We start from the raw sequence: 15,431 nt of genomic DNA on the forward strand, positions 1-15,431 counted from the left end.
GTGTCGCGGTGACCGAGCAGTACGTTCTGGATCTTCGAAAGGTCGACGGAGCGCGGGGCGCGACCGTCGGTGGCAAGGGCGCCCACCTGGGCGAGGTGTCCCGGATCGACGGTGTCCGGGTGCCGGCCGGCTTCTGCGTGACGACGGACGCCTTCCGGCGGATCATGGCGGAAGCGCCCTCGGTCGACGCCCGGCTCGACCAGCTCTCGCGGTCGGACCCGGACGATCGGGAGACGATCCGGACGCTGAGCGCGGAGATCCGCCGGACCATCGAAGGGACCGCCATCCCCGACGACCTCGCGGCGGCGATCAGCGGCGCCCTGGCCGGGCTCGGCGGGGAGGCCGCCTACGCCGTCCGGTCCAGCGCGACCGCCGAGGACCTGCCGACGGCCTCCTTCGCCGGCCAGCAGGACACGTACCTGAACATCGTGGGGCCGGCGGCGATCCTCCGGCACATCAGCCGGTGCTGGGCGTCGTTGTTCACCGAGCGGGCGGTGACCTACCGCCAGCGCAACGGCATCGACCACCGCACGGTCAGGATGGCCGTGGTCGTGCAGCGGATGGTCTTCCCGCGCACGTCCGGCATCCTCTTCACGGCCGACCCCGTCACGGGCAACCGGAAGGTCGCCACCGTGGACGCGAGCTTCGGTCTCGGCGAGGCCCTGGTCTCCGGCCTGGTGAATCCGGACGTCTTCAGGGTGCGCGACGGCAGGATCGTCGACCGGACGATCGCGGCGAAGAAGCGCGCCATCCACCCCCTGCCGACGGGCGGTACCCGGGACGTGGCGATCGACCCGCGGCAGCAGGAGCTGCCGGCGCTGACGGATGCGCAGGTCGTGCGGCTCGTGCGGCTCGGGCGGCAGATCGAGGCGCACTTCGGCCGCCCGCAGGACATCGAATGGTGCCTGGTCGACGAGGACTTCCAGATCGTCCAGAGCCGACCGATCACCACGCTGTTTCCCATCCCCGCCGCCCGGGACGCGGAGAACCGCGTCTACCTATCGGTCGGTCACCAACAGATGATGACCGACCCCATGCGGCCCCTCGGGGTATCGATGTGGCAGCTGACGGCCATGGCACCGATGCACGAGGCCGGCGGGAGGCTGTTCGTCGACGTCACCCCGAGGCTCGGCTCGGCCGCGAGCCGCGCCGCCCTGCTGGACGCCATGCAGCGAGCCGATCCGTTGACCAGGAACGCACTGGAGACCGTCCTCGACCGCGACGACTTCATCCCGCCCGTCCCGGAGGCGGAGCCCGCCGGGCCGCCGGCCAGCGGCGGGCCCGCCCCGATCGAGACCGATCCGGCCATCGTCACCGAGCTGATCGAACGCAGCGAGGCATCCATCGCCGCGCTGCGGCGCGAGATCCGGACGAAGACCGGACCCGCGCTCTTCGACTTCCTGCTGGAGGCGTTCCAGGATCACAAGCGCGTCCTCGGCGATCCGCTCAGCATGCAGGCGATCATGGCGGGCATGGAGGCCACCTGGTGGCTCAACGACCGGTTGCAGGAGTGGCTCGGCGAGAAGAACGCGGCCGACACCCTCACCCTCTCCGCTCCGAACAACGTCACCTCGGAGATGGGACTCGCGCTGCTCGACGTCGCCGACGTGATCCGCCGGTACCCGGAGGTGGTCGCGTTCCTGGCCGGCGTCGAGGACGAGGACTTCCTGGATGAGCTGCCGAAGCTCGCCGGTGGGGCCGAGGCGCGGGACGCCATCGAGGCGTACCTCGACCGTTACGGCATGCGCTGCGTCGGCGAGATCGACATCACCAGGCCGCGCTGGAGGGAACGCCCCAGCACCCTCGTGCCGCTGATCCTCGACAACGTCCGGAACTTCGCCCCGGGCGCCGCCGAGCGACGCTTCGCGCAGGGACGGCAGGCGGCGCAGCAGAAGGAAGAGGAGGTACTCGCACGCTTGCGGGACCTGCCGGACGGGGCGCAGAAGGCCGCCGAGGCCAAGCGGATGATCGACCGGGTCCGGACCTTCATCGGGTACCGGGAGTACCCGAAGTACGGCATCGTCAGCCGCTACTTCGTCTACAAGCAGGCGTTGCTGGCCGAGGCCGAGCGCCTCGTGCGGGCCAACGTGCTCGCCGCGGAGGAGGACATCTGCTACCTCACGTTCCAGGAACTCCACGACGTCGCGCGTTCCAACCGGGTGGACGGACGGCTCATCCGGCAGCGCAGGGAGGCGTTCCGGTCGTACCACGCGCTCACCCCGCCCCGGGTGCTCACCTCGGACGGCGAGGCGATCGTCGGGGCGTACCGGCGGGACGACGTACCGGCCGGTGCCCTGGTCGGCCTGCCGGTGTCCACCGGGACCGTCGAGGGACGGGCCCGGGTCATCCTCGACCTGGCGGAGGCCGATCTCGAGGCCGGTGACATCCTGGTCACGACCTACACCGATCCGAGCTGGTCGCCCCTGTTCGTCGCGATCGCGGGCCTGGTGACGGAGGTGGGCGGCCTGATGACCCACGGCGCGGTGATCGCCCGGGAGTACGGCCTGCCGGCCGTCGTCGGTGTGGTCGACGCGACCCGGCTCATCCGGGACGGGCAGCGGATCCGGGTGCACGGCGCCGACGGGTACGTCGAGCTCCTGGACTGACCGGCATCGACCTGTGGTGGGCGTCCGTTATGCCGGTACAGCGCCTTACATACCCCGGACTCGAATCTTTTCGAAAAGATCTGGGCGGGCCTGTCGATTGGGCTTGATCCTTTTCGTAGCCCTGGTGAGAGGCCGGCACCGAGCCGGTCCACACGCCCACTGGAGGGCACGATGACCAGCACTGTGACCCAGACCCGCGCCACCGCCTCGACCGTCGGTGCGGTGATCCGGACCGGCATCATCGCCACGGTTGCCGCCAGCGCCGCGACCATGGCCGTCGCCGCCGCCGGCCACGCGGCCGGGATCAGCCTCGATCTGGACGGCGCTCCGATCCCGGTCACCGGGTTCGGCGTGCTGACCGCTGTCTTCTCGCTGATCGGCGTGGTCCTCGCCGCGCTGCTGTCCCGGTTCGCCCGGCATCCGCGGCGCACGTTCGTCCGCACCACGGTGGTGCTGACCGTCCTGTCGCTGGTGCCGGACGTGATCGTCGACGCCGGGGTGGCCACCAAGGCGCTGCTGATGCTCACCCACCTGGTCGCGGCCGCGATCGTGATCCCCGCCCTCGCGCGCCGCCTGGCCGCCTGACCTGTCGCCATCCACACCGAACTACCGGAGGACCGTCATGAAGCAGTACCTGCTGTCCGTGCACTTCGTCGAGGGCGCGCCGGAGCCGTCCGACGAGGAGATGCAGACCATGTTCCGGGAGACCGATCGGATCAACAACGAGATGCAGGCCGCCGGCGCCTGGGTCTTCGGCGGAGGACTCCTGCCACCGGAGAGCGCCACCGTCGTCCGCATCGAGAACGGCGCCACCGCCATGAGCGATGGGCCGTTCGCCGAGACGAAGGAACACATCGCCGGATTCTGGGTCATCAAGTGCGCGGACCTGGACGAGGCGCTGGCCTGGGCCGAGAAGTGCGCGGCGGCCTGCGGCCCGGTCGAGGTGCGCCCCTTCGACGACCTGTCGCAGGCCTGACCGGGGCCGGCACCCGACATGGACCTGGCGAGCATCTACCGCGCGGAGTACGGCCGCTGCGTCGCCACCCTGGCCCGCCTCCTCGGTGACATCAACCTCGCCGAGGAGGCGGTCCAGGACGCCTTCACCACAGCGTTGCAGAAGTGGCAGACCCCGCCGCCCAACCCGGGCGCCTGGATCGTCACCACCGCGCGCAACCGGGCCGTCGACCGGCTCCGCCGGGAATCGACCCGCGAGGCCCGGCACGCCCAGGCGCTGCTGCTGCACCAACAGGACCAGCCCCAGGAGGTGGGACCGGTGAAAGACGACCAGTTGCGACTCATCTTCACCTGCTGTCACCCGGCGCTCGCCCCGGACGCCCGGACCGCCCTCACGCTCCGCCTGCTCGGCGGCCTCGAAGTACCGGAGATCGCCCGGGCCTACCTGATCCAGGAGGCGACGGTCGCCCAGCGGATCGTGCGCGCCAAGAAGAAGATCCGGGACGCCGGCATCCCCTACCGGGTACCCGCGGAACACGAGCTGCCGGACCGGTTGCCACCCGTGCTCACCGTGCTCTACCTGATGTTCAACGAGGGCTACACGTCCACCGCCGGACCGCTGATCAGAACCGACCTCTGCACCGAGGCGATCCGACTCGCCCGCGAACTCGCCGCCCTGATGCCGGACGAGCCCGAGGCCCTCGGCCTGCTCGCCCTGCTGCTGCTGACCGAGGCGCGCCGCCCGGCCCGACTCGACCCGACCGGCGAACTGGTGCTGCTGGCCGACCAGGACCGGTCGTTGTGGAACCGGACCCTGATCGCCGAGGGCCACGACCTGGTCCGCCGCTGCCTGCGACGCAACCGGCCCGGCCCGTACCAGATCCAGGCCGCGATCAGTGCGGTGCACACCGACGGCGCCGCCACCGACTGGCCGCAGGTCCTGGCACTCTACGACCAGCTCCTCGCGCTCGTGCCGACCCCGATCGTCGCGCTCAACCGCGCGGTCGCCGTCGCCGAGGTGCACGGACCGGCGGTGGCCCTCGCCGCGCTGGAGGACCTCGACCTTCCGGGCTACCACCGGCTGCCCGCCACCCGGGCCGATCTGCTGGCCAGGCTCGGACGCGACGCGGAGGCCCGGGCCGCCTACGACCAGGCCATCGCACTGGCCACCAACGAGACCGAGCGGGCCTTCCTGCAGACCCGCCGTACCGAACTCACCCACACCAGGAGAGCATCATGACCGCCACTTACACCTTCGACGTCTTCTCCAGCCTCGACGGCTTCGCCTCCTACGCCGACGGCGACTGGGGCGGCTACTGGGGTAAGCAGGGCCCGGAGCTGCTCGACCACCGCCTCGCCCTGTACAGCGAGGAGCAGCGCATGGTCTTCGGGGCCGACACGTACCGGGTGTTCGCGCGGTTGCTGGCCGAGAGCACCGAGGAGTCCGAGGTCCGGGACGCCTGGGTCACCCGGATGAGGAACCTCCCGGCGACGGTGGTGTCGAGCACCCTGGCAGAACCCCTCGACTGGCCGGACGCGACCGTCGTGCGCGGCGACGCCGTCGACGTCGTCGCCCGGCTCAAGAAGGAGTCCGAGGTGCCGTTGCGCTCGCACGGCAGCCTGTCGATGAACCGCGCCCTGATGGCCGCCGGTCTGGTCGACCGCGTCCAGGTGACACTCTTCCCGGTGATCACCGGTCGGACCGGGACCGAGCCGATCTTCAAGGGTGCGGCCGACTTCGACCTCGAACTGATCGAGAGCCGGACCCTCGACGGCCACACCCAGCAGCTCGTCTATCGGCCCAGCCTGCATCCCTGAGCCCGTCGCCGTTGCACTCAGTGGTGGTGCGGCTGGTGGTGGTCGTCGACCGAGGTGCCGAGGTCGTCGTCGCGTCCGGCCCTGATCCGGGCCCACTGCGCGGTCGGTCGACCGTCCAGCCGGAACTGGCCGCCTCGGGAGTCCCAGCGCTGCGGCCAGCCCTCCGGCGAATCCTCCCAGTACTCCTGCCGGCCGTGGACGGTCAGATCCAGCAGCCCGTACGAGGGTGCCATCACCTCGTTGCCGCGACCGGTGGTCCAGTAGGTCTCGTAGACGCTGTCGCCGTCCCGGAGATAGCTGACCAGGATGCCGAAGTGCCGGTCCGCGACCAACCGGTCCACCGACTCTTGCGGCACCGAATACCAGGGAATCGTCCAGCCCATGAAGTCGCGGTAGCGCGAACTCTCCTCGTACGGCCCCTGGCAGAAGGTCGCGTAGCTGACGTCCCGCGAGTGCAGGTAGGACAACTCGTTGATGTGGGTGGTGGAGAAGGTGCAGCCCTCACACTGCTCCGCCGCCGGCCGACCGAGGTGCCACATCTGGAAGTAGGCGATCAGTTGGGACCGGCCGCCGAAGATGTCGATCAATGGTGTCGGACCGTCGGCTCCGATCAGCGGAGTCCGCGGATCGACCGCGACCATCGGCAGCCGACGGCGTTCGGCGGCCAGTGCGTCCCCGGCCCTGGTGTGCGCCTTCTCCTTGACCCGGAGTTCGTCGACCCTCGCCTGCCAGGTCTGCCGGTCGACGATCGGCGGCAGCGGGTATTCGACTCCGGGCGATTCTGTCATGCGACCTGTCTAACCCAGTCGGAGAGTGCGGCACAACACCTCCGACCGGTTATGAAGCGGAGTCCACTCCTGACGTCAGCGCCGGCCGGGTTTCGCGGGCCGGGCCGGAACCGCGGGTGATCGAGGTTCGGTCCAGGAACGGTGAAGGAAGGATCGCTACTTTTTCTCCGTACCGCTGCCCGGACCCCGGCTGCGGACTACCGGCTCGGTGGATGCGGAGGAGCGCCGTGACCAGTACCTATCTGGGCGCCGACGCGGACGGGACCGGGCATCCGCCGCCGCGCCGCCAGCCGGGCCCGAGCCGATCGGCGCCGCCGGTACCGACCGGGCCGCACCGCCGCCCGCACCGGCAGGCGTACCCGAGACTCGGTCTGCTGGTGCTGCCCCTGCTGGTCACCGCCGCCGCGCTGGCCGTACAGCAGGCGACCGGGAGCTTCTGGGGAGACCTGGCGACGTACCGCTCGGGCGCCTCCGCCGCCGCCTCCGCAGACGGCGCCCTCTACCAGGCGATCCACCGGGGAACGGACGGGATCGCGCTGGGCTTCACCTATCCGCCCTTCGCAGCCCTGCTGTTCCAGCCGCTCGTGCCGGTCGGCGTGCCGGTCGCCGTCGGGTTCTGGACCCTCGCCTCGGTCCTCGCACTGCTGGCCGCGGTCTGGGTGACACTCCGGGCGGCGGGCGTACCGGCGGAGCGTCGCGCGCTGGCGACGTTGGCCGGCGGGACCGTCGCGCTGCCGGTGTTCCCGGTCTCCGGGCACCTCCAGGCCGGGCAGGTCGGGCTCTTCCTGATGCTGCTCGTGCTGCTCGACCTGACCGGCGACCCCCGGCGACGCTGGTCCGGCCTCGGGGTGGGAATCGCCGCCGGGATCAAGCTCACTCCGCTGATCTTCGTGCTGTACCTGCTGGTCACCGGCCGATTCCGGGCGGCCGGTACCGCGGTCGCCGGTTTCGCCGCCACGGTGGCGCTCGGGTTCGCCTGGCGGCCGGACGACTCGGTACGGTTCTGGACGGAGGCGCTCTTCGACACCGCCCGGGTCACCGCCGATCCCCGGACGATCCTGAACCAGTCGCTGGCCGGTGCGCTGGCCCGACTGACCGACTCCGCCGGGCGGGGTACCGGCTGGCTCGTGGTGGCCGGGCTCGTCGCGGTATTCGGGATGGCGGTCGCGGCGTACTGCGCCCGGGCCGGGGAGCACCTGCTCGGCATCCTCGCCTGCGCCACGACCGGGGTGCTGGTCTCTCCCGTCTCGTGGCACCACCACTGGGTCTGGTGCGTACCCGCGCTGGCGCTGCTCGCCGTACGGTCATGGCGGGCGCGCAGCCGGCTCGGGCTCGCCGCCGCCGTGCTGGCCTGGCTCGTCTTCGTCGCCGGCACCAGTTGGGTGTTCGCCGGCCTGCACGGCTGGGACCTGCACTTCCGGGGCTGGGGCCTGCTGTACAGCAACCTCTTCGTGCTGGTCGGCCTCGCCGGGCTCGGTTACCTTCCGCTGCACCTGTGGCGGGCCGGGCGCCGCGGTCCGGTCCACCGCCCCGCCGGTCCGCCGGGTGGCCTCCGGCGGCGCGGCGCGCCGAGCCCGTCCGGCACCGGGCCACCCGCGCCGGAACCGGCGCCCGGCAAGGAGGCGTAGCACGCTCCACATCGGAGCGGAGGGAGTCCGGCCGGAGGCGACCCCCCGTTACGTGGCCCACGTCCCGGCGCGGATTCCGGTAACGTTCGGCGGCGTGACCCTCGCCACCCACCCCGACGGCTGTCGTCGCCGACAGCGACCGCACCGGACCGTGCGTGCGGTGCCGCTCCGCCGGGGAGGTGTCCGGTGACGGCACCGCACGACCGGCTGGCCGAGCCGCTCCGGGAGGGCGCGCTCGACGGCCTGCACGGGGCCGTGGCGGTCCGTGGCGGTGAAACCCTGCTGGAGTACTACGGCACGGGCCAGGACTTCACCTGGAACATCCACCTCGGCGTCGTCGAGTTCGGGCCGGGGACGCTGCACGACATCCGGTCGATCAGCAAGAGCATTACCGCGCTGCTCTACGGCATCGCCCTCGGCGACGGGCTGGTTCCCGACGCCACGGCGCCGCTGCTGCGACAGTTCCCGGAATACCCCGACCTGGCGGCCGACCCGGCCCGGGCCCGGCTCACCGTCGAGCACGCGCTGACGATGTCGCTCGGATTGCAATGGCGCGAGGATCTCCCGTACGACGACCCGGCCAATGCCGAGATCGCCATGGAGCTGGCACCGGACCGGTACCGGTACGTGTTGGAGCGGCCGGTCATCGAGCCACCCGGCACCCGCTGGCACTACTGCGGCGGCGCGGCCGCACTGCTCGGACGGCTCATCGCCGACGGGACCGGGCAGTCGCTGGCGGAGTACGGCCGGGCTGCGCTGTTCACACCGCTGGAGATCCACGACGTCGAGTGGATGAGCGGCCCGGACGGGGTGGCCTCGGCCGCCTCCGGCCTTCGGCTCACGCCGCGCGCGCTGGCCAGGATCGGCGAGCTGGTACTCGCCCGGGGGGCGTGGCAGGGTCGTCAGCTCGTCCCCGCCGGCTGGATCGACGAGATGCTCCGGCCCCGCCTGGAGACCACCTGGGGCGGCCAGTACGGGTACCAGTGGTATGTCGAGACGGTCTCGGGCCACCGGCTGGTCTCCGGCAGCGGCAACGGTGGCCAACGCCTCTTCGTGCTGCCGGACCTGGATCTCACCGTGGCCGTCACCGCCGGCAACTACAACGGCCCGGACCAGTGGCGCACGCCGATGACGCTGCTGGAGCGGGTCGTCCTGCCGGCGGTCACCTGACGGCCTCGCGGCGCGGACGCCGCCCGTTCGGTGCGCTCCGGTGCCGCCTCTCCCCCGCGAGGGCACCCCGGCGCGCGCGTTGGGACCTCACCACGGCCACCGTGCGGTGACACCGACGCGGTACGGTCGGACGGTGGACCAGGCCGAGGAGGGCGCCCGGATCGGCGCCGCGCTGACCGGTTGGCTGGGCCGGCTGACGTTCACCGACCAGACGGGTGACGAGGTCACCGTGCTGCTGATCGACTCGGTGGCAGCCTGGGCGATGGCTCAGGGCTGGCGGGTGTACCGGCGGGCCGCCAGCGTGATGCCGCTGCCGCCGCCGTACGAGCATCGATATTCCATAGTGGACGTCGGATGCGCGCGGCCGGACGGCGCGCCGGTCGTGGTCGAGGTCGACCACTCCGACCGGCGGCGTTCGGTCGACAAGCTCAGGCTGGAGGCGGAGGCGGGCCGGATCGCCGTCTGGCTGCGCTGGGGCGACCGCAGGTTCGAGCCGCCGCCGGCCCCGATCGCGCTGGTGCCGTTCCGGGTCACCTCCCGGCCCGACCGGGAGGGCTCCGGTCGGCGGTACTCGAGGCTGCCGGCCACCGACCGGCCGGCTCCGGACCACCTGGGCGGGGACGTGCGACTCGGCGACCAGGTCGACCTCTTCCCGACCCCTGCCCCGGAGGGCCAGGCCGACCCGGCCCGGGGCTGACCGGTCGGGGGTTGCGCTGTCAGCCGCGCTTCATCAGTCGCCCGACGGCGGCCATCATCTCGGTGGCCATCTCGTCGGCCCGCCCCTCGGCGGCGCCCTCGTGCATGCAGTGCCGGGCGTGCCCGTCGAGCAGCCCGAGCGCGACCTTGTCCAGCGCGGCCTGGATGGCGGAGATCTGGGTCAACACGTCGATGCAGTAGCGGTCGTCCTCGACCATCCGCTCGATCCCGCGCACCTGCCCCTCGACCCGGCGCAGCCGCGCGAGCAACTGGTCCTTGCTGGCGGTGTAGCCACGGGTCGGGGTTTCGGCGGGTGTCGTCATGCCACAAGCATAGCTAACCCCCCAGGGGTATGCTACGGTCCTGGAGTACGGATACCCCCGAGGGGTAAACTGGCCGTCGTATACCCCCCTAGGGTATAGGGTGGGGGAAGGGAAGGGAGAACTGCAATGATCACCGAGAGCTACCAGGTCAAGGGCATGACCTGCGGACACTGCGCCAACGCCGTCAGCACCGAGGTCGGCGCGATCCCGGGCGTGACCGAGGTGAGCGTCGACGTGACCTCCGGCGCGGTCACCGTCACCAGCGACGGCCCGGTGGACACCGAGCGGCTCCGCGCCGCCGTCGACGAGGCCGGCTACGAACTCGTCACCTCCTGACCACGCCCGAAGAGCAGAAACCAGGTAACACGATGAACACCGCGACGAAGTTGAGCGCCTTCGCGCTCGGGCTCGCGACAGTGTTCGGCGCGGCGTACGGGGTCGGCCAGCTCACCGGCCCCGTACGCACCGCCGACGCCGCCGACTCGACCGGTCCGGCCCACTCGACCGGACACGGCACCGACGCCGGGACGACCGGCACACCACGGCTACCCGGCGGACTGCTCGTCTCCGACCGGGGCTACACGCTGACCGGCGTACCCGCACCGGCCGGCGAGTTCGCGTTCCGGATCATCGGGCCGGACGGGCGCCCGGTGACCGGCTACGACGTGGAACACGACAAGCGGATGCACCTGATCGTCGCCCGTCGCGACCTCTCCGGCTTCCGGCACGTGCACCCCGAGATGTCGGCCGACGGCACCTGGCGGGTCGCCTCGCCACTGACCGGTCCCGGAAGCTGGCGGGCGTTCGCGGACTTCAAGCCCAGCGGCGCGGCGGCGCTCACCCTCGGGCTCGACGTCGCGGTGGCCGGCGACTTCCAGCCCCGGCCGCTGCCGGCACCGGCGCCGACCGCCGAGGTCGACGGATACCGGGTACGCCTCGACGGCGCCCTGACGCCGGGGCAGACCAGCGAACTGACCCTGACCGTCAGCCGCGACGGGCGACCCGTCACCGACCTCGAGCCCTACCTCGGCGCGTACGGCCACCTGGTCGCGCTCCGCCAGGGCGACCTGGCCTACCTGCACGTGCACCCGGACGGCGAGCCGGGCGACGGGCGGACAGCCGCCGGTCCCGAGATCACCTTCTACGCCGACGTGCCCTCGGCCGGCAGCTACCGGCTCTACCTCGACTTCCAGCACGGTGGCACCGTCCGTACCGCGGAGTTCACCCTGTTCGCCGGAGCGCCGGCCGAACCGTCGCCGACCGGTACCCCGGGCGACGGCGCGACGCCCGCGCCGACGGCCACCGTCGGGGCGGACGAATCCGGGCACGGCGAGCCCGGACACGGACACAACTAGCCCAGGAGGCAGTGATGGCACCGGCCGCCGGACGACCACCGATGGCGCCCAACCGGATCGAACTGAAGATCGGCGGGATGACCTGCGCCTCCTGCGCCAACCGGATCGAGAAGAAGCTCAACCGGCTCGACGGGGTGACCGCCACGGTCAACTACGCCACCGAGAAGGCGACGGTCACCTTCGACGACACCCGTACCCCGGACGAACTCATCGCCACGGTGGAGAAGACGGGCTACACCGCCGCCCTGCCACCGCCACCCCGGCCGGCCGACGGTTCCGGGCCGGATCCGGCGGCACCCGTCGACGAGCTGCGGACGCTGCGCACCCGGCTGCTGGTGTCGCTGGTGCTGACCGTACCGGTGATCGTGCTGGCGATGGTGCCGGCCTGGCAGTTCGACTACTGGCAGTGGCTCTCGCTCACCCTCGCCGCCCCGGTCGTCGGGTACGGCGGCCTGCCCTTCCACCGGGCGGCCTGGATCAACCTGCGGCACGGGGCAGCCACCATGGACACCCTGATCTCGCTCGGTACGCTCGCCGCGTTCGGCTGGTCGGTGTGGGCGCTCTTCCTCGGCACCGCCGGTACGCCCGGCATGACGCACCCGTTCAGCCTCGACATCGGACCGAGCGACGGGGCCGGCAACATCTACCTGGAGACGGCGGCCGGGGTCACCCTCTTCATCCTCGCCGGCCGCTACTTCGAGGTCCGGTCGAAGCGCCGGGCCGGTGCCGCGCTGCGGGCGCTGCTCGAACTCGGCGCCAAGGAGGTGACGGTGCTGCGCGACGGCGTCGAGACCCGGATCCCGGTCGACCGGCTCGCCGTCGGTGACCGCTTCGTGGTCCGGCCCGGCGAGAAGATCGCCACCGATGGTGTGGTGGAGGACGGTTCCTCCGCGGTCGACGCCAGCATGCTCACCGGAGAATCGGTACCGGTGGAGGTCGGTCCCGGCGACCAGGTGGTCGGGGCGACCGTCAACGCCGGTGGCCGGCTCGTCGTCCGGGCCACCCGGGTGGGCGCGGAGACCCAGCTCGCCCAGATGGCGACCCTGGTCGAGCGGGCACAGGCCGGCAAGGCCCAGGTGCAGCGCCTGGCGGACCGGATCTCCGGGGTCTTCGTACCGATCGTGATCGCCCTCGCCGTCGCCACCCTCGGCTTCTGGCTCGGTTCCGGAGACGGCGTCACCGCGGCCTTCACCGCAGCAGTAGCGGTGCTGATCATCGCCTGCCCCTGCGCCCTCGGGCTCGCCACCCCCACGGCGCTGCTGGTCGGCACCGGCCGGGGGGCCCAGCTCGGCATCCTGATCAAGGGCCCCGAGATGCTGGAGTCGACCCGGCGGGTGCAGACCGTGGTGCTGGACAAGACCGGCACCGTCACCACCGGCCGGATGACGCTGACCGAGATCCTCCCGGCCGACGGCCAGGACGCGGACGAACTGCTGCGGTTGGCCGGCGCGCTGGAGAACGCCTCCGAGCACCCGATCGCCCGCGCGGTCGCCGGTGCCGCCGCCGAGCGGACCGGACCGCATCCCGAGGTCGGCGGGTTCGCCAACGTCGAGGGGCTCGGCGTGACCGGTACCGTCGACGGCCGCGCGGTCACGGTGGGCCGGGCCCGCCTGCTGGCCGAGCGCGGCCTCGACCTGCCCGACACGCTCGGCCCGGCGGTCGCGGAGGCCGAGGCCGCCGGCCGGACCGTCGTGCTGGCCGGCTGGGACGGCCAGGTCCGGGGTGCGCTGGTGGTCGCCGACGCGATCAAGCCGACCAGCCGCGAGGCGGTCGCCGGACTGCGCCGGCTCGGCCTCACCCCGGTGTTGCTCACCGGGGACAACGGCGCGGTCGCCCGATCGGTCGCCGCCGAGGTCGGCATCGACGAGGTGATCGCCGAGGTGCTGCCGGCCGAGAAGCTCGACGTGGTCCGGCGGCTCCAGGCCGAGGGCCGGGTGGTGGCGATGGTCGGCGACGGCGTCAACGACGCCGCCGCGCTCGCCCAGGCGGATCTGGGGCTGGCCATGGGCACCGGTACGGACGCGGCGATCGAGGCCGCCGACCTGACCCTGGTACGCGGTGACCTGACCGCCGCCGTCGACGCGATCCGGCTGTCCCGGGCCACGCTACGGGTGATCCGGGGCAACCTGTTCTGGGCGTTCGCCTACAACGTCGCCGCGCTGCCGCTGGCCGCGATCGGGATGCTCAACCCGATGATCGCGGGTGCGGCGATGGCCTTCTCCTCGGTCTTCGTCGTCGGCAACTCGCTGCGGCTGCGCCGCTTCACGCCGTACCAGCCCGACCGGGCGGTCACGGCCGGCGGGTAGCCACCACCGGGGGCGTCGCCGGGGCGGGTCGGCCGAGCAGGGCCAGAGCCGCGCGTACCCGGCGACGCTCCAGGGTGCGGTCGAAGCTGGTCTCGCCCCGGCAGAAGGCGGTGAACATCCGCCAGCCGGGCGGGGTGGCCAGGGCGGTGTGGAAGATCCCCGGATGCCGGGAGAACGCGTCGAGGATCCGGTGCCCGGCCCGCATCGGCGGGACGAGCTGGTCGTGCACCGCCCGGACGTACCCGTCGAGGTCACCGCCGGCCGCGGCGGTACCGGCGAGCGCGCCGGAGCGCAGCGCGAAGCTGATCCCCTCCCGGGTCCACGGCTCCAGCAGGCCCGCCGCGTCCCCGGCGACCAGCACCCGACCGTGCCGCAGCGGGGAGTCGTCGGCGCGGCACCGGGTCAGGTGTCCCGAGTCGTGCGCCGGCTCCAGGCCGGACAGGCCCAGCCGCTCGACGAACCGCCGCAGGTAACGCCGGGTCCGCTCCCCCTCGCCCCGGGCCGCGATCACCCCGACCGTCAACCGGTCGCCCTTGGGGAAGACCCAGGCGTACGACCCGGGCAGCGGGCCCCAGTCGAGCAGCAGCCGGCCGCGCCAGCGCTCCTGGAGCGGGGCCGGTACCGGAATCTCCAGCTCCAACCCGAGATCGACCTGCGCGTACCGTACCCCCACCTGGCGGGCGGTCACCCCGGCCGAGCCGTCGGCGCCGACCGCCGTACGGGCGCGCAGTTCGGTGCCGTCGGCGAGCCGGACACGTACGCCGTCGGAGTCCTGCTCGACCCCGCGCACGGCGACCCGTTGCCGGATCTCGGCGCCGGCACCGACGGCGGCGCCCCGCAGCCGGTCGTCGAACTCCTCCCGCCGCACCATCGTGAGCAGTTGCCCCGGCCGGTGCCGGCGGGTGAACTCCCGCCGCCCGTCGGCGGTGAACGTCACCCGGTCGACCCGGTCGTCGGCGGGTACCTCGATCCGGGCCGCGGCAGCCGCCAACGAGGTGCCGATCAGCCCGCCGCCGCAGGTCTTGTAGCGCGGATGCTCGGACTTCTCCAGCACCACGGTCCGGGCTCCGGCCCGCGCGGCGGCGAACGCGGCGGAGAGCCCGGCCGGTCCGGCCCCGATCACGGCGACGTCCCAGGTCACGGGTAGCAGCCTAGGCGACCGGCCCGGCAGTGCCGGGAACGGGACGCCGGTCGACGACAGGTGGCGGATCGGGTAGCCGGTGCATCAACTTCGCCACGATGGGTAATCGCGGCCTCGCGAACTGTCCGCGCGCTGTGCGCGGGCGAGGAGGTCACCATGCAACAGCTACATCTCACCGACATCGAACAGCGGGTGTACCAGGCGGTCACCACCCTGGAGGCCCGGGGGCAGGTACCGTTCCCGGAAGCCATCGCGGAGGAGGTCGGCCTGCCGCCGGACCAGCTGGCGACGCCGCTGCACGTGCTCGGCGAGAAGAACCTGCTGCACCGCGAGGACTCCCCGATGGAGGGTCTGGACTTCGGTCCGCGCTGGTGCTCCCAGCAGCTCGCCTGAGCGTACGGCCGGGCACCGCCGCACCGGCCGTGCGGACCGGCGGCGTGACGAACCGGCCGGCACGTCGCTGACCAGGCGTTCGGAGTGATTTGCGATAGTCTGTCCCGGCGGTCGCCGTTCGGGGCCCGCACCCGGACGCGGCACAGTCAGCGAGGCCCGATTGAGCACGGCACAAGGCAATCCACCGGGTCGTGCCGGTCGACCGGGGCCGGGCGGGCCGGCCGGACCGACCGAACCGGAACCGGACCCACTG

15 protein-coding genes are annotated in these 15,431 nt (G+C 72.3%); 12 read left to right on the plus strand and 3 right to left on the minus strand.

Translation table 11 applies throughout. From position 1 onward, the window contains the following. The first annotated feature begins 8 nt into the window (after positions 1 to 8). The 5 genes from rph to V1634_RS13315 all read left to right on the plus strand — a co-directional run bounded on the left by rph (position 9) and on the right by V1634_RS13315 (position 5,378). On the plus strand, positions 9 to 2,606 hold the full coding sequence (gene rph / locus V1634_RS13295; protein WP_331208085.1) for a rifamycin-inactivating phosphotransferase: 2,598 nt from the start codon (positions 9 to 11) through the stop codon (positions 2,604 to 2,606). 171 nt (positions 2,607 to 2,777) lie between these two features. Then, positions 2,778 to 3,191 carry a DUF6069 family protein gene (locus tag V1634_RS13300; protein ID WP_331208086.1) on the plus strand — a complete coding sequence of 138 codons (414 nt, stop codon included), beginning with the start codon at positions 2,778 to 2,780 and terminating at the stop codon, positions 3,189 to 3,191. Positions 3,192 to 3,228: 37 nt separating this feature from the next. Next, positions 3,229 to 3,582 (plus strand): YciI family protein, encoded by a 354-nt coding sequence (locus V1634_RS13305; protein WP_331208087.1) that lies wholly within the window; start codon positions 3,229 to 3,231, stop codon positions 3,580 to 3,582. An 18-nt stretch (positions 3,583 to 3,600) separates the two neighbouring features. Continuing rightward, a complete protein-coding gene (locus V1634_RS13310) occupies positions 3,601 to 4,800 on the plus strand; it encodes an RNA polymerase sigma factor (RefSeq protein WP_331208088.1) in 1,200 nt (399 codons plus the stop codon). After that, positions 4,797 to 5,378 carry a dihydrofolate reductase family protein gene (locus tag V1634_RS13315; protein ID WP_331208089.1) on the plus strand — a complete coding sequence of 194 codons (582 nt, stop codon included), beginning with the start codon at positions 4,797 to 4,799 and terminating at the stop codon, positions 5,376 to 5,378. The genes V1634_RS13310 and V1634_RS13315 overlap by 4 nt, the downstream gene beginning before the upstream one ends. A 17-nt stretch (positions 5,379 to 5,395) precedes the next feature. Here V1634_RS13315 and V1634_RS13320 read toward each other — a convergent pair whose 3' ends face one another. Next, positions 5,396 to 6,166: a DUF899 family protein gene (locus V1634_RS13320; RefSeq protein ID WP_331208090.1), complete on the minus strand. Its 771-nt coding sequence runs from the start codon at positions 6,164 to 6,166 to the stop codon at positions 5,396 to 5,398. A gap of 227 nt (positions 6,167 to 6,393) precedes the next feature. Here V1634_RS13320 and V1634_RS13325 point away from each other — a divergent pair, with 227 nt between their 5' ends. The 3 genes from V1634_RS13325 to V1634_RS13335 all read left to right on the plus strand — a co-directional run bounded on the left by V1634_RS13325 (position 6,394) and on the right by V1634_RS13335 (position 9,661). After that, positions 6,394 to 7,794 carry a glycosyltransferase 87 family protein gene (locus V1634_RS13325; RefSeq protein WP_331208091.1) on the plus strand — a complete coding sequence of 467 codons (1,401 nt, stop codon included), beginning with the start codon at positions 6,394 to 6,396 and terminating at the stop codon, positions 7,792 to 7,794. Positions 7,795 to 7,980: 186 nt separating this feature from the next. After that, the gene (locus V1634_RS13330; RefSeq protein WP_331208092.1) at positions 7,981 to 8,964 is read left to right on the plus strand and encodes a serine hydrolase domain-containing protein; all 984 of its coding nucleotides are present in this window, start codon (positions 7,981 to 7,983) and stop codon (positions 8,962 to 8,964) included. 133 nt (positions 8,965 to 9,097) lie between these two features. Then, on the plus strand, positions 9,098 to 9,661 hold the full coding sequence (locus V1634_RS13335; protein ID WP_331208093.1) for a hypothetical protein: 564 nt from the start codon (positions 9,098 to 9,100) through the stop codon (positions 9,659 to 9,661). 19 nt (positions 9,662 to 9,680) lie between these two features. On the opposite strand, the gene V1634_RS13340 is transcribed toward V1634_RS13335, so the two are convergent. Then, complete coding sequence (locus tag V1634_RS13340) at positions 9,681 to 9,983, minus strand: metal-sensitive transcriptional regulator (protein WP_101365859.1); 303 nt, start codon at positions 9,981 to 9,983, stop codon at positions 9,681 to 9,683. A gap of 126 nt (positions 9,984 to 10,109) precedes the next feature. Between V1634_RS13340 and V1634_RS13345 the strand changes: the two genes are divergently transcribed. Genes V1634_RS13345 through V1634_RS13355 form a run of 3 tightly spaced genes read left to right on the plus strand, consistent with a single transcriptional unit; the run spans position 10,110 to position 13,644 of the window. Next, positions 10,110 to 10,319: a heavy-metal-associated domain-containing protein gene (locus tag V1634_RS13345; protein WP_331208094.1), complete on the plus strand. Its 210-nt coding sequence runs from the start codon at positions 10,110 to 10,112 to the stop codon at positions 10,317 to 10,319. A gap of 32 nt (positions 10,320 to 10,351) precedes the next feature. Further along, positions 10,352 to 11,338, plus strand: coding sequence for a hypothetical protein (locus V1634_RS13350; protein WP_331208095.1), 987 nt, complete (start codon positions 10,352 to 10,354; stop codon positions 11,336 to 11,338). A 14-nt stretch (positions 11,339 to 11,352) separates the two neighbouring features. Next, complete coding sequence (locus V1634_RS13355) at positions 11,353 to 13,644, plus strand: heavy metal translocating P-type ATPase (RefSeq protein ID WP_331208096.1); 2,292 nt, start codon at positions 11,353 to 11,355, stop codon at positions 13,642 to 13,644. Here the strand turns inward: V1634_RS13355 and V1634_RS13360 are convergent. After that, positions 13,628 to 14,785 carry a geranylgeranyl reductase family protein gene (locus V1634_RS13360; RefSeq protein WP_331208097.1) on the minus strand — a complete coding sequence of 386 codons (1,158 nt, stop codon included), beginning with the start codon at positions 14,783 to 14,785 and terminating at the stop codon, positions 13,628 to 13,630. The genes V1634_RS13355 and V1634_RS13360 overlap by 17 nt on opposite strands. Positions 14,786 to 14,941: 156 nt before the next feature. Here V1634_RS13360 and V1634_RS13365 point away from each other — a divergent pair, with 156 nt between their 5' ends. Further along, complete coding sequence (locus V1634_RS13365) at positions 14,942 to 15,178, plus strand: hypothetical protein (RefSeq protein ID WP_331208098.1); 237 nt, start codon at positions 14,942 to 14,944, stop codon at positions 15,176 to 15,178. The last annotated feature ends 253 nt before the right edge of the window (positions 15,179 to 15,431 follow it).

It is taken from the genome of Plantactinospora veratri, from assembly GCF_036421995.1.
In the GTDB taxonomy this organism is placed as follows: domain Bacteria; phylum Actinomycetota; class Actinomycetes; order Mycobacteriales; family Micromonosporaceae; genus Plantactinospora; species Plantactinospora veratri.